This window comes from Oceanobacillus indicireducens, assembly GCF_014647195.1.
Lineage (GTDB): Bacteria > Bacillota > Bacilli > Bacillales > Amphibacillaceae > Oceanobacillus > Oceanobacillus indicireducens.
Genome location: NZ_BMOS01000008.1, coordinates 77270 through 95090, shown reverse-complemented (window position 1 = coordinate 95090; position 17821 = coordinate 77270). Strand labels below are relative to the sequence as shown.

Annotated in this window: 16 protein-coding genes and 2 pseudogenes; 10 read left to right on the top strand and 8 right to left on the bottom strand. The window is 39.5% G+C overall.

Going from position 1 to position 17821, the window contains the following annotated elements; all coding sequences use genetic code 11:
* Window positions 1-373: 373 nt before the first annotated feature.
* Both aroD and IEX94_RS07470 read left to right on the top strand, forming a co-directional pair.
* The gene (aroD, locus tag IEX94_RS07475) at window positions 374-1171 is read left to right on the top strand and encodes a type I 3-dehydroquinate dehydratase (RefSeq protein WP_188856684.1); all 798 of its coding nucleotides are present in this window, start codon (window positions 374-376) and stop codon (window positions 1169-1171) included.
* Between the two features lie 84 nt (window positions 1172-1255).
* Window positions 1256-2359 carry a mechanosensitive ion channel family protein gene (locus IEX94_RS07470; protein ID WP_188856683.1) on the top strand — a complete coding sequence of 368 codons (1104 nt, stop codon included), beginning with the start codon at window positions 1256-1258 and terminating at the stop codon, window positions 2357-2359.
* A 560-nt stretch (window positions 2360-2919) separates the two neighbouring features.
* Here the strand turns inward: IEX94_RS07470 and IEX94_RS07465 are convergent.
* Both IEX94_RS07465 and IEX94_RS07460 read right to left on the bottom strand, forming a co-directional pair.
* Window positions 2920-4680: a GMC family oxidoreductase gene (locus tag IEX94_RS07465; protein ID WP_188856682.1), complete on the bottom strand. Its 1761-nt coding sequence runs from the start codon at window positions 4678-4680 to the stop codon at window positions 2920-2922.
* Between the two features lie 19 nt (window positions 4681-4699).
* Window positions 4700-5479, bottom strand: coding sequence for a gluconate 2-dehydrogenase subunit 3 family protein (locus tag IEX94_RS07460; protein WP_188856681.1), 780 nt, complete (start codon window positions 5477-5479; stop codon window positions 4700-4702).
* A 681-nt stretch (window positions 5480-6160) separates the two neighbouring features.
* Here IEX94_RS07460 and IEX94_RS07455 point away from each other — a divergent pair.
* From IEX94_RS07455 to IEX94_RS07430, 8 genes and pseudogenes are all read left to right on the top strand, one after another.
* On the top strand, window positions 6161-6502 hold the full coding sequence (locus IEX94_RS07455) for a hypothetical protein (RefSeq protein ID WP_188856680.1): 342 nt from the start codon (window positions 6161-6163) through the stop codon (window positions 6500-6502).
* A gap of 272 nt (window positions 6503-6774) precedes the next feature.
* On the top strand, window positions 6775-7029 hold the full coding sequence (locus IEX94_RS07450; RefSeq protein ID WP_188856679.1) for a YesK family protein: 255 nt from the start codon (window positions 6775-6777) through the stop codon (window positions 7027-7029).
* Window positions 7030-7784: 755 nt separating this feature from the next.
* Complete coding sequence (locus tag IEX94_RS07445) at window positions 7785-8600, top strand: reverse transcriptase domain-containing protein (RefSeq protein ID WP_308425587.1); 816 nt, start codon at window positions 7785-7787, stop codon at window positions 8598-8600.
* A gap of 86 nt (window positions 8601-8686) precedes the next feature.
* A pseudogene (locus tag IEX94_RS20125) lies at window positions 8687-9025 on the top strand (group II intron maturase-specific domain-containing protein); the annotation flags it as partial.
* Window positions 9026-9206: 181 nt separating this feature from the next.
* Window positions 9207-10409: an MFS transporter gene (locus IEX94_RS07440; RefSeq protein WP_229782617.1), complete on the top strand. Its 1203-nt coding sequence runs from the start codon at window positions 9207-9209 to the stop codon at window positions 10407-10409.
* Window positions 10410-10487: 78 nt separating this feature from the next.
* The gene (locus IEX94_RS19690; protein ID WP_229782623.1) at window positions 10488-10685 is read left to right on the top strand and encodes a hypothetical protein; all 198 of its coding nucleotides are present in this window, start codon (window positions 10488-10490) and stop codon (window positions 10683-10685) included.
* A gap of 270 nt (window positions 10686-10955) precedes the next feature.
* Entirely contained in the window at window positions 10956-11945 is a 990-nt protein-coding gene (locus tag IEX94_RS07435; RefSeq protein ID WP_188856678.1) for a zinc-dependent alcohol dehydrogenase family protein, read from the top strand.
* A 480-nt stretch (window positions 11946-12425) separates the two neighbouring features.
* Window positions 12426-13019, top strand: coding sequence for a lysophospholipid acyltransferase family protein (locus IEX94_RS07430; RefSeq protein WP_156857657.1), 594 nt, complete (start codon window positions 12426-12428; stop codon window positions 13017-13019).
* A 343-nt stretch (window positions 13020-13362) separates the two neighbouring features.
* Here the strand turns inward: IEX94_RS07430 and IEX94_RS07425 are convergent, their stop codons facing one another.
* From IEX94_RS07425 to IEX94_RS07400, 6 genes and pseudogenes are all read right to left on the bottom strand, one after another.
* Window positions 13363-13959, bottom strand: coding sequence for an alpha/beta hydrolase (locus tag IEX94_RS07425; RefSeq protein WP_188856677.1), 597 nt, complete (start codon window positions 13957-13959; stop codon window positions 13363-13365).
* A 17-nt stretch (window positions 13960-13976) separates the two neighbouring features.
* Window positions 13977-14583, bottom strand: a pseudogene (locus tag IEX94_RS07420) (flavin reductase family protein).
* A gap of 38 nt (window positions 14584-14621) precedes the next feature.
* The gene (locus IEX94_RS07415) at window positions 14622-15056 is read right to left on the bottom strand and encodes a MarR family winged helix-turn-helix transcriptional regulator (RefSeq protein WP_188856676.1); all 435 of its coding nucleotides are present in this window, start codon (window positions 15054-15056) and stop codon (window positions 14622-14624) included.
* Window positions 15057-15199: 143 nt separating this feature from the next.
* Window positions 15200-15973 carry an ABC transporter permease gene (locus IEX94_RS07410; protein WP_188856675.1) on the bottom strand — a complete coding sequence of 258 codons (774 nt, stop codon included), beginning with the start codon at window positions 15971-15973 and terminating at the stop codon, window positions 15200-15202.
* Window positions 15970-16695, bottom strand: coding sequence for an ABC transporter ATP-binding protein (locus IEX94_RS07405; protein WP_188856674.1), 726 nt, complete (start codon window positions 16693-16695; stop codon window positions 15970-15972). The genes IEX94_RS07410 and IEX94_RS07405 overlap by 4 nt, the downstream gene beginning before the upstream one ends.
* 288 nt (window positions 16696-16983) lie before the next feature.
* Window positions 16984-17793: a glycoside hydrolase domain-containing protein gene (locus tag IEX94_RS07400; protein WP_188856673.1), complete on the bottom strand. Its 810-nt coding sequence runs from the start codon at window positions 17791-17793 to the stop codon at window positions 16984-16986.
* Window positions 17794-17821: the final 28 nt, after the last annotated feature.

Genomic DNA, 17821 nt, shown 5'->3' with positions numbered 1-17821 from the left:
TGCTCGTCCTGCTTATCCATGATTTTTTCAAGCATTTCAATGATTTGTTCTTCCTTATTCATCTTGATCACCTCCCTGATTGAATTCATTATAGCATGAAATACTACGAACAATAGATGACATTTTTCGGATGGGATTATTTCTTTTTAAATAATAAACGCTAGATATACTTTTCATAAAGGACAGGTGAATGATTGACAAACTTTTTTCTAATCCTCATGGGGAATGGTTCAACTTTTGAAAATCAGGCATGTTTTTCGAGAGTTAGGGAATATAGGGAGAGAATAATTTTTTCATAGAGGTGTTTCCACCGGTTGGTAATTTTCTACACCAATCTCCCAATCAGTTGTCACTTCAGTCAGGATAAATTAGAATGATAGTAATAACAAAAAGGGACTGGTGGCAGATGAGTCAGGGATATAAACTTGGTGATCTTACATTAGGTGAAGGGATGCCGAAAGTTTGTGCACCTTTAACCGGAACTACTGTAAAAGAATTACTGGATGAATGTGAGTTAGTGCGGAATTCAGAAGCAGATCTTGCTGAATGGCGGGTCGATTTCTTTGAACATGCGCTAGATACGAAAAAGGTGCTTGAGGCATTAGCTAAACTAAGACAAGAACTCAGGTGTATGCCACTTATCTTTAGCTTTCGGACAGCAGAAGAGGGCGGAGAAAAGAATATCACTGTCAGGCAATACATTGAACTGAATAAACAAGTTGCTCAGTCAGGAGCTGTCCAGCTAATTGATATTGAATTATTCCGCGGCGAAGATACCGTTAAAGAACTTGTTGCCACAGCGAAGGAGCAACAAGTTTTAACGATTATTTCAAATCACGATTTCACACAGACACCTGAAACATCGGAAATTATGAGTCGGGTAGAAAAAATGCTTGATCTTGGCGGGGATATACCAAAAGTCGCTGTCATGCCTGTCAAAGAGGAAGACGTCCTCACTGTCCTCCAGGCGAACCTGCAATTGAAAAAATCGTATCCAAGCCGAAAGATGATTATGATTGCAATGGGGAGTCTCGGCATCGTGACCCGAATGAGCGGAGAGATTTTCGGGTCTGTGCTTACTTTTGCAGCGGTAAAACACGCTTCCGCACCTGGTCAGGTGACTGCAAATGAGATGAAAAAGGTTCTAAAAATCGTTCATAATGCCCAATAGTTAACGGTTTACAAATAGAAAAATCAACTGTAAAATGACGTACAACACCAAAGAATTGCAGCCAGATTAGTTGGAGGTTTGACAATGTTCACTTTGGAAAATTGGGAATTTCTCATATCTTATACACACTTGAAAGCTCTCGGAATCGCAGTAGGAGTCTTTCTCTTATTCTTGCTGTTCCGCAAATTATTTACGAAATATGTCTTCCGCATCATCATGCGCTTGATCAATAAAACGAAAGTTAATTTTCTATCGAATGTTTTCCAATCCTTTCAAAAGCCGGTCGAATGGCTATTCATCATTGTAGGGTTTTATGTTGCTTTACGACTATACCCTTACTTCAATCATCAGCAGGATTGGTTTGTTAGTCTCGTCAAAGTAGCGCTTATCGTGTTAATGACATGGGGGCTGCTGAATTTATCTTCATCCTCCTCTAACATCTTTTATAAAATCAATCAGCGGACGAATATTAAAATCGATGATATTCTCATTCCGCTTCTATCACGGACGTTGCAAGCCATTATAGTTGCAATCAGTGCAACAATTATTCTGCAAGAGTTCAATTACAGTATAGAGGGGTTCATTGCCGGACTTGGCCTCGGGGGACTTGCGATATCACTTGCGGCAAAGGATGCCCTTGCGAATATTCTTGGCGGGATTGTCATCATCTCGGAAAAACCATTCACACTTGGCGACTGGATCTTAACGCCATCGGTTGAGGGAACGGTAGAAGATATTAGCTTTAGAAGCACGAAGATCCGTACGTTTGAGGACGCTCTTGTTATCGTCCCGAATAATACACTTGCGAACGAGAACATTACGAACTGGAGTAAAATGGGTAAACGTCGGATTAACTTTTCCATTCGTCTTGTTTACGATACACCGAAGGAAAAAATCAAAAGCGTCTTGGAAAAAATTAATACGCTGCTCAGGGAGCATGATGAAGTCCATCCGGAAACGATTATGGTCTATTTTGAACAGTATCAGGAAGACGGTATGGAAATCTTCCTTTACTTCTTTACGAAGACGACAGTTTGGGCGGAGCACTTAGCGGTTCGTGAAGATATTAACTTTAAAATACTAGATATTCTTGAAGAAGAAGGTATTGAAATTGCTGTGCCGACCAGACGGCTTATGGTTGAGTCGGAGGAAGAAAAGTCTCAAGGAAGGGACCGGGCAACCGAATAATCTCCACCCAAAGACGGAGAAACCCTACAACGATTGTAGGGTTTTTTCCAGCTTAATAATCACCCTCCAAGCCGATTTCAACGAATGATTTCTCCTTTATGATGGAGTTAACAAGAAAACGAAAGGGGAAATCACATATGCAGTTAATTGATCGTTCTTTATACCGTTGCATCGTAGAAGACCGGATCAACGATAACAGGAAAAGTGCCAAAGAATTGAATTGGAGGAGAATATTGAAAAAGAGCAGAAAGCATTTTCGATAATTCCTTTACTTATTCCGTGTTAGATCGTGATAGTAGCCTAAGAATAGTACCTTACCGATTCCAGTAGGTGCTATTTTTTTATTTAGCTAACGATTAAAATTATTTTACGAGATAATTCTTGTTTTTACCAGAAGACTGAGAAATGTCCCTAGGATAATTAGAATGACTAAAAAAGGTAGATGCATTGCTTTTCTCATATGTATCCTTCCTCACAACTAATTTGTAAAAAATAAACAAGAGAAAGCATTTTACCTTCTTTTTGTCTATTCACGATATATTTTTCCCTCTTTTATACTTTTAACTCTTACTTCTCTCCGTTTCTGGTTCGATAAGTAACCCGCCATCGTTTTCGAGGTATTCAATCATACCTTCAGTTGCACGGTAAGTTAAAGCTCCAACTGTGTTCGTTGGGTTAGATGAACTATTGTGTGGGAATGCTGAAGCCCCTACTACGAATAAGTTTTCCATATCCCACATTTGTGAGTAGTTATTAACAGCAGACGTTTCCGGATTGTCTCCCATAATAACTCCTCCAGCCGTATGGTCTCCTAAACTGGTATGGTCAAATTCTGTTTCATCTGTAATTTCAGGTACAGTAATATGATCTGCACCCATTTTTTCTAAAATATCTTTTCCTCTTTGATGTGCGTATCTTACGATGTTACGATCTTGATCATGGAATTTAGACGTAACACGTAGTAGTGGATCACCAAAAGCATCCTTATACGTTGGATCTAAATCCATGTAGTTATAGCGCCATGGTAGAACACCATTTTGTTGCTGAATATCTAAATTACGGTGCGTGTAAAATAAGGATTTATCCTTAAACTCTTGCCCCCAAGTAGGTGTACCTTCTGGAACATGGTTATGAGTAATTGGTCTAGTACCTAACTGTGTTGACCGAATTAAGAACCCATGTAAGAAGTCTAACTCTGTATGATCTAACTGTTCCAAGTTAAAGTCATCCATTGTAGCACCTAATGCTCCAGAACCTGCATATCGGTTGAACTTTTTATTATCAAAGAATCCTCTTACACGTAAGTGAGTCAAGTTTGGAGAGTGAGTAGTTATGTTCTTACCGATAACACCAGTGTTCGCTACTGGATCGTATGGTTTACCAATTTCTGATAATAATAGTAATCGTGTATTTGTAAATGTAAATCCTCCAACAACTACAAGATCTGCTGGTTGATCATATTCTAATCCTGTTTGTGTATCAACATAACGGACACCTGTAGCACGACTATTTTCATGTAATATACGAACAACATACGAATTATTTCTTAATTCAAAGTTGTCATGTCTTCTTGCAGTCGCTAATACAGTTACAATTGGGTCAGCTTTGGCACCAAAGTCACATCCATATTGCTCACAGAACGCACAGTAAACACATGCGTTGATTGTTTCGCCGTCTGGATTCTCATATTGTTCTGACACGTTTGCAGATGCCATATGATATGGATGGTAACCCATCTCTTTAGTAGTCTTTTTAAATAAGCGTGTAGTCGCTGTTTCTTTTAATGGTGGATTTGGGAATGGTCTAGACATTTCTGGACGCAGTGGATCTTGTTCTCCCGATACACCAATTGTTTCTTCAAACTTATCGTAATATGGTTCAATTTCATCATATGTAATTCCCCAGTCTTGCATTATCATTTCTTCAGGAATCATGTCTTCCCCATACTTTTCGATTGTTTTACTACGAATTTCAAAGTCTGTCGGTAACCAGCGGTAGATTTGACCGTTCCAATGGACACCTGATCCACCTGTATCTGTTCCGTTAATTGGGTTCGTTTCATTACTTCTATGTGGTGTTGCAACTTCATCCATTTCATTTCGGATTGTTAATGTTTCCTTTGATAAGTCTTGGAACATTTCAATACGTCGACTATATTTTAATTCGTCTTTTGCACCAATAAAGTCTTCTGTTGAATGATCTTTACCACGTTCTAAACAAACAACGTCATATCCTTTTTTTGAAAGTTCAGCAGCTGCTATTCCACCAGCCCAACCTGAACCGACGATAACGACATCTACTCTATCTAATTTTTCAGCCATTTTTCTACCCCTTTATGTATTATGATTTCTGTTGATAATTCGTTAAGCTTACTGGATCCATCTTTACAAATTCTTCTTCATCAATAATGTCGGCATATGAAGCGACAGCACCTGGGAATTCCTTCATTTTCCAACCTTCTATATTTCGGTTACCACCGTACATTGGATCAGAATAAGCTCCCTCTAGTGTTGCTGTTCGAAGCAAATCGAAAAAACGATTCGAACCAATTCCTTTCATATCCACATCTCCACTCGCAAAGTTTGCTAATATTTCATCCTGTTGCTCTGCTTCAATTTTAGCGAATGTCGTGTCAAATCGACTTTGGCTCTCCTCATTTATTTTACGGAGTCCTAAAATAAAAATTTCTCCTCGTGTTAAACTAGACATATCTGCTGTCGGATCTGATTCTAAGAAAGGTCCTTGACGATAGTCTTTCGCATTTACTCCCCACTTACCTGCAAGTTGTTTATCTATAAAATAAGGAACCCCTAATCCAATAGCACCAGGTCCATTATCATCTTCCGGATAAATCCGCTCCGTCGCTTGCTCTAAAACTACGAAATCTTCATATCGAGTAAAAAACATGCGTGCTTCTGTTGCAGGTGCTGGTTCTTTTTTTCCGTCCGTCGTTTCCGTATCTGATTGAAATTGGTTCGTTAATAGACCACCAAGGACCGAACCTCCCGCGACACCACCAATAATCATTCCAGTGTTTTTGACAAATCGGCGCCGACTCGAATCAAATTCTTGTTTCTCTTCCGTTGATTTATTATTTATTTTATTACCATTATCAGTCATTGTATTCATCTCCTTTAAATTGAATGCGCTTACCGTCTAGATGTAGATAATTGAAACTCTAAGTTCCAAAGAAAATGTTAATAAAATTATTATTCCATCCACTTTCCGAATCACCGATTATGTAAAAAAATGCTTAAATACCGATTACTTATCTTTTGTCTAAACTTGTCCTAAGATAAGATATTGTGAATCAGATTAGTTTTTTGATTTTAAAATACATTCTACCAATTTAAACTTTTGGACATATACAAACTATATTAGAGTTTTATAAGTTTGTAAAGTTTTCCTATTAATCAATTCCTTACTGTATGGAGCAGTAAAAGAAAGAACAAATTGATGAGGAAATTGTTCAAATGGCTATTGAAGAAAGTGGTATAATGCGGGTAGGAATATAGATTATAATGATTGGTTTGTTACAATTGAAGATGAGGTTGATTTCTTCCTACATTTAGTAGAGACATACAAGGTTCGAATATTAGAGAAAAAATACTGCCAATAATTGATCTCCCTTTTTATAAAAAAATATCTGAAATAATTTGCCAAGTTATTTTCAAACCTGAAATAAAGTGAGCAAAGGTACAAATTATCCCAGATTTTGAACCGGATTAATTTGATATGTGATGTCTGGGATAATATGCTGATTTACATAAATAGGAAAAATTAGTTGAGGAGGTAGGAAGGATGATGAATAACATTTCAGCTAATGAGTACCGTCGATTAAAAAATAAAGTTCTAATTTGTGATTTTATTTCTATTCCAATCACGATCAGCTTCACCATTTATTTATATGGTTCACTTCTCGATGGTGAATTAAGACGGGTTAATGAATTACTACTGTTAATTCCCGTGACTCTTATTACTGTAACGATCATGTGGTTTTTAACAAGTACAGATAAGCAGGTTAAAAGGGAGAAAAATAAGGAAACTAGAAAGAAGAACAAGAGCAAAAAACGTATTGCTGTCGAATATAGTTTAATTGTTTTAGTGTTTTTTCTCTTGATTGTCTATGCGATTAAACGTTAAAATTAAAAAACAGCAAATGAGTCATTGGAAAAGTAAGAATGTTTCTTTTTATCCTAAACTCGGGTATAGTAGTAAAACCGTCTGGTGCGCGAACACCAAACGGTTTAGTGCAACAGCCCTTTAAAGGGGAAGACTCACTAATTAGTATAAAAAAATAACTACCTAAAATTAGCTTTTCAGGCTGCTAGGGTGGTTATTCTTTATTTGAAAATGACGGAATGGCTATGAATAAAAGGTCAATAGTTTGATATCCTTTGAAGGGAGTCTGGCAAATGTGGAGTCTGGTTGCTTTAACACTATTCTTTATGATCGCAGCAATTCTTCTGTCATTCATTCCAAAGGGATTAGGGAAAAAAATACTTTTTCCGATCGCGTTCGTATTTGTAAGCATTATTTTATTTTTCACCAGTTTCCTTATTGGGAGATGGGAAGGGATGGGACTAGGAGCAGTAAGTGTTTCGTTATTTGTCGCATCGATTATTGCCCTCCCGGCTATCGTGTTATTAAACAAAAAGGAAAACCAGTAGCTGATAATACACTATTAACGTAAGATTAATTAACAGAAATGTTTGTAAAGGTTAAAATATAAGATAAGTCCTCTTTCCCCCGGATTTATCACGTATTAACGGTCTGTTAACGGTCTGTAATACCCCCACCTTTAAACAAGAGGGAAAACCAAAATGTCAAGGCAGGGGATATACAGTCCGTAAATTCCTGATTCTGTTCAACTAACATTCAGTGGGGGCGGGAAAAAACCCCCACTGAATGAAGTTGTGCGCCCGGCATGGGCTATAACTTGGTGGTGAAAGTCCACTACAGGCTTGGCAGTAGGAACTGTTAGCTGAAGGCAAGGGTGTCCGAAGTGATTCGGAATCTGAAGGAAGCTGGAAGCAAAATCCCGAACTGACGAACAGAAATTGTATATAAGGCTGACTTGGAATGGATGAGTTTGCAACTCAAAACAAAGTCCGATACTGCACGAGTTCCATACAGTAAATACAACAGTTACATGGGAGGAAGGTTATAGTCCTTACCCGGGGAGGTCTCACGGACGAAGTTACTCGGTTGAAAAAGATTTATCGTGAGAAGTCAGCAGAAGCCATAGTAGTTCCAACACGGAACGAAGGGCAGAACAATCTTAATCTTGAAGAACAAGGAGGTGCAGACATCGCCGCCTAAACACAGACAATAATCGTGGCATTTGCCGAAAAGATGACTGCCCATGGAGAGATACGTTGGAAACGAAAGGGTAAATGGGAAAGTGTAGGGATGTCGCATGGATATGGAGAAACAAGATGGTATCAATTTAATCGATAATGTAGTCACAGATCATAATCTTTGGACTGCATACAAGAAAGTCTATGCAAATAAAGGTGCGCCAGGAGTAGATGGTATAACGGTCAATGAACTTGAAAGTCATATGCTTAAGTACTATGACCAACTTAAACGAAAGCTAAAGGATGGTACGTATAAACCTCAACCTGTAAAGAGGGTAGCCATCTTGGACAGAGTTGTTCAACAAGCAATACTTCAAGTTATTGACCCAATCATTGACCCCCATTTTTCGGAATACAGCTTTGGATTCCGTAAAGGGAGAAATCAGCACCAAGCAATAGAAAAAGCCAAAGAATATTATCAAGAAGGCTATCGAGTCGTTGTTGATTGTGATTTGAAAAGTTACTTTGATACGATACACCACCAACGCATAAGAGCCTACCTGGAATATTTTATCAAAGATAAAATAGTATTAAAACTAATTTGGAGTTTCCTACGCTCAGGTATACTTGATAAAGATATCTATATCGAAACGACAAAAGGTGCTCCACAGGGAGGACCATTATCGCCGATTTTAGCGAACGTCTATCTGAATATGTTAGACAGAGAGCTAGAAAGAAGAGAACACCGTTTCATTAGATTCGCGGACGATTTCGTCATCTACGTTAAAAGTAAACGTGCTGGTGAAAGAGTCATGGAAAGTATAACCAAGTTTGTAGAAAAGGATTTAGGGCTTATGATAAATCAGAAGAAAAGCAAGGTATGTGGTGCGACCAAAGCTACTTTCCTAGGATTTAACATACAGAATCTAATGGGAAAGTAAATTGCCGACCCAGCAGGTCGGCGAAACGAAAATTCAAAGAGAAACTAAGAAAATTAACCAGTCGGAAACGACCGGGAACCTTTCATGAAATAATCACAGAGATCAATCAAACGACAGAAGGTTGGATAAACTACTATGGCATTTCTAATATGAAGAACTTCATAAAAGAAATCCAACAGTGGATACATCATCGATTAAGACAACTGATATGGAAACGCTGGAAAACGATACGCACGAAGTATAAAATGCTTCGTAAATACGGAATCAATCATGATGACTCCATGAAGCTGGCTAACTCTCGCAAAGGGTATTGGCGGGCATCAATGAATGACATCATCCATCGCGCCATAACAAATGAAAGACTCATAAAATGGGGACTGAAAGATTTGTCCATACTCTATGAGCTACGATACTTAAAAGGTTGAACCGCCGTATACGGAACCGTACGTACGGTGGTGTGAGAGGTCGACTAGCCAATTAATGGCTAGTCATCTACTCGATTCACTTTATCTTAGTCAAAAGGAGAAAATGTTAGATGGACCATCCGATTTGATTTCCCCTTGTTAACGCAAATTTTATTTGAACGACTGGGGGAAAAGATAAAAATTGAATAGAAACTTTGCATTACTACTGTCGGGACAATCACTCGCTAATATAGGCGATGTGTTATATATGGTGAGTATTATTAGTACAATTTTTGCTTTAACGGATTCGGCAACGGCTGCTTCTTTTGTTCCGTTTACGATTACTTCGTCCATGTTTGTTTCCAGTATACTGACTCCTATTTTGATTGGAAAGGTAAATTTAAAATGGTTATTGGCAGGCTCACAAATTGGTAAAACAATATTACTCGTCGTATTAGGATTTATGTTGATTGGTCTAACAGCATCTAATTACTATATTATTTTTTTGATTATCGCGATGATTGCATTCCTGGACGGATGTGCTAATCCAATGATGCAGACATTGATCCCGCATTATGTCAAACCGGATCGTTTAATTCAGGCGAATGGGCTTGCTGAAACGGTTTATCAATTTATTCAAACGGTAATGTGGTTTGCAGGAAGTTTATTTTTAGTGTTTTTAAGCGCATATCAGCTTATTTGGGTCGTTGGTGGATTATTTATTTTATCGAGTTTTTCATTATGTTTGCTAGAAAACGTTAGCCATCGTAAACCCGAGCACAAAGGAAAAGTCGCGCAAATAAAAGCGGGATGGAAAACTCTATATTACACACCTGTTTTGAGGAAGATTGCTTGGATTGACTTTTTCGCTACCATTGCTGGAACAGTCTGGATTGCTGCTATACTTTTTATATTTGTCAGTGATGCCTTACAAGTAGGCGAACAATGGTGGGGATTCATTAATGGTAGTTTCTTTTTAGGTTTAATCTTAGGCAGTGTATATTGCATCAAATATTCCTCTTTTGTTGAAAGGAGAATAGGTGCTTTTATCTTCACCGGTTCCTTTGCAAGCTTTCTAGTCACCATTTTGTTTAGTATAAACAGCATCCCGATCTTTGCCTTGTTTCTATCACTATGTATCGGGCTGTTTGGACAGATCAAAGGAATCCCGCAGCAAACAGTTATCCAAACTAGTGTACCTAAAGAACAATTGGCAACGGTATATACTTCGTTAGGTGCGATTTCAACGGGTATCTTTGGCGTCGCTTCCCTTATGATGGGAGTATTAGCAGATTTATTTGGGATTAGAATGGTATTTGTATTTTCTGGAATCTTGCTATTGATTGTAAGCATGATGGTTTATCGGAGTAGGAAATTATTTGTTAGAAATGAGATGGAGCGATAAAATAAATGGCAAGGTCATTCGTTCATGACCTTGCCTATTCATTTGGACCAAAGATTAATCGGATAAAAGGAGGCAGCCCTGTTGGAAACCCTATTAGAACAATTACATGAACTCTCCATCTTATTGCTATTATTGAGTTCATTTTTTTACTATAGACACTTAAAGAAAATCAAAAGGGAAAGGAAGCTGACACCTTTTGAATTCACAATGTATATTACAACCCAGCTTGCATGTCTTCTTTGGGGATTTACAATGCTTATCTACATAATAAAATAAGGACGGCCGCGCCAGTTCCGGGTGGCGTGCAGGATTGTTCAGGAATGGTGCGTAAATTTCGGGTGGTGTGCGAGATTGATTGGGAATGGAGCGTAATTCCCGGGTAGCGTGCGAATTTTTTCGAAGCCGGTGCGATAATCCCTACTAGACGTGCGACTCTACTAAAGTGCCAGTCCCAGCTAAAGGAACAGACTTTTTGCTTTTAATAATGTACAAAACTTAAATTCAACGTATATTAAAAAAATTTAATTACTAGCAAGGAGGCATGCAATGAATGCAACATGTGTTAGATTCTATAAATTTGGTAGTCCCGAGGATGTGTTAAGTGTTGAGGATAAGAAAGTTAAGCCACCAAAAGAGAATGAAGTTCTAGTTCGAATGTTAGCACGCCCTATTAATCCTTCTGATCTCATACCAATTAGAGGTTCTTACGCCCACCGTATATCCTTACCAACTATTCCTGGTTATGAAGGTGTTGGTGTGGTGGAAGAAGTAGGTTCAAACGTGTCCAACCAACTTATCGGAAGACGTGTCTTAGCCTTGCGCGGAGAAGGGACGTGGCAAGCATATGTAAGAACATCAGCGGAATTTGCAGTTCCGATACCAGAGTTCATTGATGATTTCACAGCAGCACAGATGTACATCAATCCGATTACAGCATGGGTGATTTGTACAGAGGTGTTGAAATTACAGCCCAATGATACTTTATTGGTTAATGCGTGCGGGTCTTCCATTGGTCGGATATTTGCTCAATTAGCGAAGGTGCTAGGATTTAAATTAGTTGCAGTTACACGAAATGATAAATATACGGAAGATTCACTTGATTTAGGTGCCTCTTATGTTATAAACACTTCAAGCGCTTCTCTAACCGAAACCGTTATGGAGTTAACAAATGGAAGGGGTGCGGTTGCCGCTATCGATTCGGTTGGAGGCCCTTCTGGTAACGAGTTGGCCTTTTGTGTACGTCCGAACGGTAACTTCTTAACAATTGGCCTTTTATCAGGGATGCAAGTGAACTGGAAGGAAATTGTAAATAAAGCAAAAGTGAAAGCTAATCTATTTCACTTGCGGAATTGGAATAAAAATGTCTCCATAAATGAATGGCGGGGAGCCTTTGATCATGTGATCAGATTATTAGGTGATCAGAAATTGCAGCTGATGGTTGCAAATTCTACATATGATTTATTAGATATTAAATCGGCTATACATGCTGTTGAGGCTAAAAAGGTTCAAGGGAAGTTGTTTTTAACAAGCAATTGAGTCAAGACCAGGTTTACGCCTGTTTATTTTTAGGAAATCTCGGATAGGATAGAGCAAAAAGAAAAAAGACGCATGTTACACGTTTTTCCGCTATTGCGTAACATGCGTCTTTCTACTTCAATCACACTCTCATTCTTCCTCTAATCATAGAATAGATGGACTCCTTTTTTATTTTGGATCTTAAAAATAGGGAGCCGAGCTGGAACAAAACTATTATAGTAAATGTAGATCCAATAAAGTAGAGCAGATATTCAAACGTAGGTTACATATGATTGATGAGCAGTAAAGTAATGGAACAGTTGTTTTATCAAGGGATTCCCATTACATTATTATTAACAGTGATTTTATTGGTTGTATCAAGTATTAGAATAAAGAGGGAGAAGGTCTAAACAAAAGAGCCAACTCCTCCAAGTAAAGGATACCCGTTCCTCCTGCTTTATGATAAAATAAGAGAGATGCACGAGTGTAGGAGGAAAGACCATGTATAATTTTGCAGCACATGTAGTAAAAATTATCTTGAATATTTTTGGAAGAATCAAAGTCTATCAGAAAGAAAAATTACCCGATAAAGGCGGATACATTATCGCTTGTACGCATACAGGCTGGGTCGATATTTTATGGCTTGGGGTATCTTTATTGCCAAATCAAATTCATTATATGGCAAAAAAGGAATTATTCCAGACGAAATTCACAAACTGGCTGATGAATGTTTTGAATGCATTCCCAGTTGACCGGGATAATCCGGGACCGAGCACGATTAAGATACCTCGTAAACTATTAAAGGAAGAGAAAATCATTGGAATTTTCCCGAGCGGAACGAGAACCACGGAGGAAGTTCCTTTAAAACGGGGTGCCGTGACGATTGCAGCTTATGGTAAAGCACCGATTATACCAGCAGCTTACGTTGGCCCGAACAACTTTAAAGACTTACTCAAATTCCAGAAGCCGAAGCTCATTTTCGGTGATCCAATTTATTTGCCGGAAGATCAGCCGCGAAGAGAAGCGATGGATACGATGATGGAAAAGCTGAATGATGAAATGCACAACTTGCAAAGACAATTAAAGGAAAAATAAGACAGCGCAAAGACCTTATGATAAACTGCGAAGAATGTTAATCATAAGGTCTTTCGTTTTGTGATAAGAACAATGAAAAAGACGATAAAGTGAAACTTCATTCAGTGGAGGAAAAAACACCCACTAAATGAAGATATAATTTACTTTTTAATGGATCGTAGGATTGCAACTGCAATTATGATAAGAGCGATGAATGGACCTACAAAGCTTACGATGAGAAAAATAAGTCCGTCGAAAAAACAGCTCCTTTCCCCCCAATCTTATCATGTTTAATCTTGGAGTAAAATATTTCAAAAAGTCGCGGGTCTTACGCTGAAAATACGTAAGATCCGCGACTTCATTTTTATTTATACCAAGCGGCAGCTGCTTGTACTTCCGTCATCGTTAATTGGTGACCACGGTTTTCCCAGTGGAGTTCAACTTCTGCTCCAGCATCGGCAAGTAGAGTGTGCAATTCCTCTGATTCCTGCGCTGGGCAAATTGGATCATTCGTCCCTGCTGCGATAAACACGCGCTTCCCAGTCAAGTCAGGCAAATCAATCCCTCTTCTTGGCACCATTGGGTGATGGAGAAGGGCTGCTTTCAGTGCATCTTGATAATGGAACATCAGACTCGCTGCAATATTTGCACCGTTGGAATATCCGACAGCAGTTATATTGTTCCGGTCGAGTTTATATTTCTCTGCCGCTTCGTCAAGGAATTCATTTAACTCTTGCGTACGGAAAATCAAGTCCTCCTCATCGAATACTCCTTCTGCAAGCCGCTTGAAGAATCTTGGCATCCCATTTTCAAGGACATTGCCACGAACGCTCAGTACGTTCGCGTCTTTATCGATAATTTCTGCAAGGGGAAGCAAGTCCTGTTCGTTTCCTCCGGTACCATGCAGTAAAAGTAATGTTGGTCTGGAAGGGTCATTGCCTTTTTGGAATACGTGTTTCATTTATATAATCTTCCTTTCTATACCGGTCTTTCGATACTGAATATATTGCCGATTGTGGCGTAGTCGTGGCCGGCAAGTCTGCTAACAGCTTTTAATTTGCCGTAATTGATCTTGCCTTTCATACACATCTTCAGCGATATGGAATCTATCCACCTTACCGATGATCAAATCGGCAGTAGTTATGTCATCCCGTCCAAGTTCGATTGCTTTTTCCAGTGTACATTCAAACCGGACTTTTGCTTGTTCGACGGCGGGAACAGCTACATCGGTACTGCCTGCCAGGTTCAGTTTGGTCACATCGATTTCACTTTTATTCGGGGAAAGGGACGCAGCTGTTTTATTGATTTCCGCTACATTATCCTCATCGACAATATGAATGACAAATTCTTTCGTATCGATTATATTTCTTGCTGAATCCTTCCGGGTGCCGTCCTTCCGTTGAATCGAAACAGCGAGCATCGGTGGATCGGTTGCGGCGATGTTGAAATAGCTGAAAGGTGCTGCGTTTACGATACCGTCTGAAGATTTAGTTGTAATAAATGCGATTGGTCGTGGAATGATGGAGCCGATTAACAGCTTATAGTTTTCTCTTTCCGTTTGCTCTTCTGGATCAATCGAAAGCATGTTGCGGCACCTCCTGTCTGCATTATTTTCCACCGGCATTAAACAAGGTCGCCAGCTCGTTTACCTACTGTTTTAATCGTCTCGATCAGGATTTCTTTATGTTCTTCCGAGATGCCTTCGAAGACTTCTTCAATCCGCGCCTGATGCTTAGGGAAAACTTCATTCATTACTTCTTTACCTTTATCCGTAATCTCAATATAAATAACGCGACGATCGTCTTTACAATTCGTGCGGCGCAGTAATTCATTTTTCTCCAGTTTATCAATGACATACGTGATGGAACCTGTATTAATCAGCACCGCTTCAGATATTTGCTTGATTGTTTGTCTGCCTTTATGGTATAGTGCTTCCAGAATAGAAAAATCGGATAATTTCATACCATGGGCAGCGATGTCCTTTTTCACCATTTCTTCTAATGTCTTCGATGCTTTCATTAAAACAACAAACGATTTCAAAGATAAATTCTCACTCATCGTGATTAACTCCTTTTCATATATACTGAATTAAGATATATTTAATTAATTAAAAGTATAAAGGGAAAAATATCTTCTGTCAAGCATTCGCCTTAGCTGAAAATGAATAATAAAGAAAAAAGTAACCCTGCCTGGTCAACTTATTAGGCAGGGTCATTGTTTTTATCGGGCCATTTCACAAGCTGCATTCGACTATTGAAAAGGGTTGGATAGGACAGGAAGCCTAGAATAATACTCGTAACGGCCGCTGTCGTCAGCAATAGGAAGAGGATGAGAAGTTGAAATTGGACAGCTTGCACGGGATCGGCGCCTGCGATAATTTGTCCGCTCATCATGCCGGGGAGCTGGACGAGTCCGATTGTCTTCTGGCTTTCAATCGTCGGAATCATACTTGCTTTAATAGAGGTAATCAACGAGTGGTGGATTGCCTGTTTCGGTGTTCCTCCAAGAGAAAGAATAAGTTCCGTTTCCTCTTTCCTCGCTTCAATCTCAGCTGTGAAACGATTTAAGAAAAGAATCGAGAGAACCATCGAATTCCCGATTAGCATGCCACTGATTGGGATAATGTATTGGGCTTCTGCCGGTGTAATTTTAAAGCCGATCAGGATTCCCTGTGTGACGATTTCGATGATGATGAAGGTGAGCACGAGTTTCCACGTGATTCCTTGGATTGACGCACCTTTCTTCCTTGCGTTATGGGTTGCGGCGGTGATCATAAGAACAACCATCAAGAAAATATAAATTAGATTTTCAGATTCAAAGACGAAGGTTAAAATATAACCGACTGCAAGTAATTGGATGATCGATCGGATTGTTGCAATGATTGTGTCTTTCCCTAGGCCAAGGTTTAATGTCTTTGTCAGAATAAGAGGGATGAGTACAAAGACAAGCGCTAGCGATAATGTTAGAAAACTCATATGAAATCCCCCTTAGCAAATTGTTTTACTTTCTCGTTCTCCGGATTTTTGAGCAGGCTGCTCGGTCCTGATTCGATTAATTCACCATTCATCATAACCCACGTATCATCCCCGATTTGAGTGGCTTGGTTTAAATTATGGGTAATCCAGATAATCGTCACACCGTTTTCTTTGTTGATTTTTTCAATCAAGTTTTCAATATCATTGGTGGAGACCCGGTCAAGCGATGACGTGATTTCATCCAATAATAAAATTTCCGGCTGGTTCACAAGGGTTCTTGCGATGGACACTTTTTGCCTTTGTCCACCGGAAAGATCACCGACATTTCGCTTCAGCAAATCTTTATCCAAGCTTACCTTAGTAAGTAAATCGGCAGCTTCATCTTCGGTCAACGTTTCCCCGGCAAGCGACCGAGGGAGTTGTAAATTTTTATAAACGGTGCCTTGAAGCATGGTCGCATTTTGCAAGGCTAGTCCAACATTTCTCCTTAGCTTTGTCGGCTCATATTCTTGGATATTTTTTGAGTAAATGGAAATCGTGCCGTGAGTTGGCGAGATTAGTCCATTGCAAAGTCGGAAAAGGGTTGTTTTCCCAGCGCCGGACGGGCCGACAAGGGAAGTGATTTTACCTTTCCGGAACGATCCGCTGACATTTTTAATAATTTTTAGCGGACCGTCAGAGTAAGAGACATTCTCCAATTCAATGGCGTATTCTGTATTCATATCTACGTACCTCTTTTCTAATCCGGTAATAAAACCGGAGTAACTATGTATCAGTTTACCCTATTTTGCTGAAAGAATTGGGACAGGGGGTCAGAGCAACTGTCCCAGTTGGGAGCGGGAATTTGTTTGTCGGTGACTTGGAATGCAGGAAATTCATTGGGGATGGAACGGATAAGCTTTATCATGTATTAACGGTCTGTAATATCCCCTATACATGAGGGAAGCCCACATGTTAGGGGGGATATACAGTCCGTAAATCTTTGATTCGGTCCAACTAACACCACCGCTTCACCACAAATACTCCAATATCTCTTCAGAAAATAAATTCGTATCAATCGCGCACGCTTCTGCTTCAATCGCGTATTGCCAGCCGAGTACCGGTGCAGCTTCTGGCCCTTTTGGATTAAACTCGGGAGCATTTTCTGCTGTCGTAATTTCCTGTTGCGGATAGGCAGTCCAAACAATTGTACCTTTCTGGATATCCGCATCCAGCGCTTCAAATGCAAGCATTAAGTCACTGTCCTCATTAAATACTCCGTAAATTCCAGGTGCATAATCCGATGCAGTCAACGTATTGTACCATCCTTCGATAAAGGCCTGATCGACCGGGTAGTCCGGTTCAATATCACCAAAGATGGCTACTCCTTCAGGCACCCCGACATTCTCTGCAAACTGTATCGCTTGATTTGCATGCGTTACTCCTTGCTCATACCCGCGGGCATCATTGACATGATTATAAATAACGAGGATCTGAATATTATTTTCATGCAAAAAGTCAATTTCTGCAGCGTCAAGTCCAACAGACACACCATCCCGGTCGCCGAGGTATCGTCCCCAGACTTCCGGCTTTCCAAATTGACCTGCGACACATTGAAATAACTCCTCGTCCGTATAACTCGCCGAATCTACTCCCCAATAATACTGTTTTTCCTCGTCCTTATCATCCCCATTTCCATTCGTTTCTTCCTCATCCTCGGACGGGTCACTCGGTAACCCTGGAATGGGAATCTTTTGATCAAGGAAAAAATGCAATACAAAAGGTATTGCCACAATGAATACGACAAGCCCAATGATCAGCAACCATTCATCCCTTCTCAATCGGCATCCCCCATTTCTCCTTTGCAGT

Excerpts from the sequence above, each read along its gene's own strand:
- aroD (WP_188856684.1), top strand. The coding sequence starts at position 374 with ATGATAGTAATAACAAAAAGGGACTGGTGGCAGATGAGTCAGGGATAT.
- IEX94_RS07470 (WP_188856683.1), top strand. The coding sequence starts at position 1,256 with ATGTTCACTTTGGAAAATTGGGAATTTCTCATATCTTATACACACTTG.
- IEX94_RS07465 (WP_188856682.1), bottom strand. The coding sequence starts at position 4,680 with ATGGCTGAAAAATTAGATAGAGTAGATGTCGTTATCGTCGGTTCAGGT.
- IEX94_RS07460 (WP_188856681.1), bottom strand. The coding sequence starts at position 5,479 with ATGACTGATAATGGTAATAAAATAAATAATAAATCAACGGAAGAGAAA.
- IEX94_RS07455 (WP_188856680.1), top strand. The coding sequence starts at position 6,161 with ATGATGAATAACATTTCAGCTAATGAGTACCGTCGATTAAAAAATAAA.
- IEX94_RS07450 (WP_188856679.1), top strand. The coding sequence starts at position 6,775 with ATGTGGAGTCTGGTTGCTTTAACACTATTCTTTATGATCGCAGCAATT.
- IEX94_RS07445 (WP_308425587.1), top strand. The coding sequence starts at position 7,785 with ATGGAGAAACAAGATGGTATCAATTTAATCGATAATGTAGTCACAGAT.
- IEX94_RS07435 (WP_188856678.1), top strand. The coding sequence starts at position 10,956 with ATGAATGCAACATGTGTTAGATTCTATAAATTTGGTAGTCCCGAGGAT.
- IEX94_RS07430 (WP_156857657.1), top strand. The coding sequence starts at position 12,426 with ATGTATAATTTTGCAGCACATGTAGTAAAAATTATCTTGAATATTTTT.
- IEX94_RS07425 (WP_188856677.1), bottom strand. The coding sequence starts at position 13,959 with ATGAAACACGTATTCCAAAAAGGCAATGACCCTTCCAGACCAACATTA.
- IEX94_RS07415 (WP_188856676.1), bottom strand. The coding sequence starts at position 15,056 with ATGAGTGAGAATTTATCTTTGAAATCGTTTGTTGTTTTAATGAAAGCA.
- IEX94_RS07410 (WP_188856675.1), bottom strand. The coding sequence starts at position 15,973 with ATGAGTTTTCTAACATTATCGCTAGCGCTTGTCTTTGTACTCATCCCT.
- IEX94_RS07405 (WP_188856674.1), bottom strand. The coding sequence starts at position 16,695 with ATGAATACAGAATACGCCATTGAATTGGAGAATGTCTCTTACTCTGAC.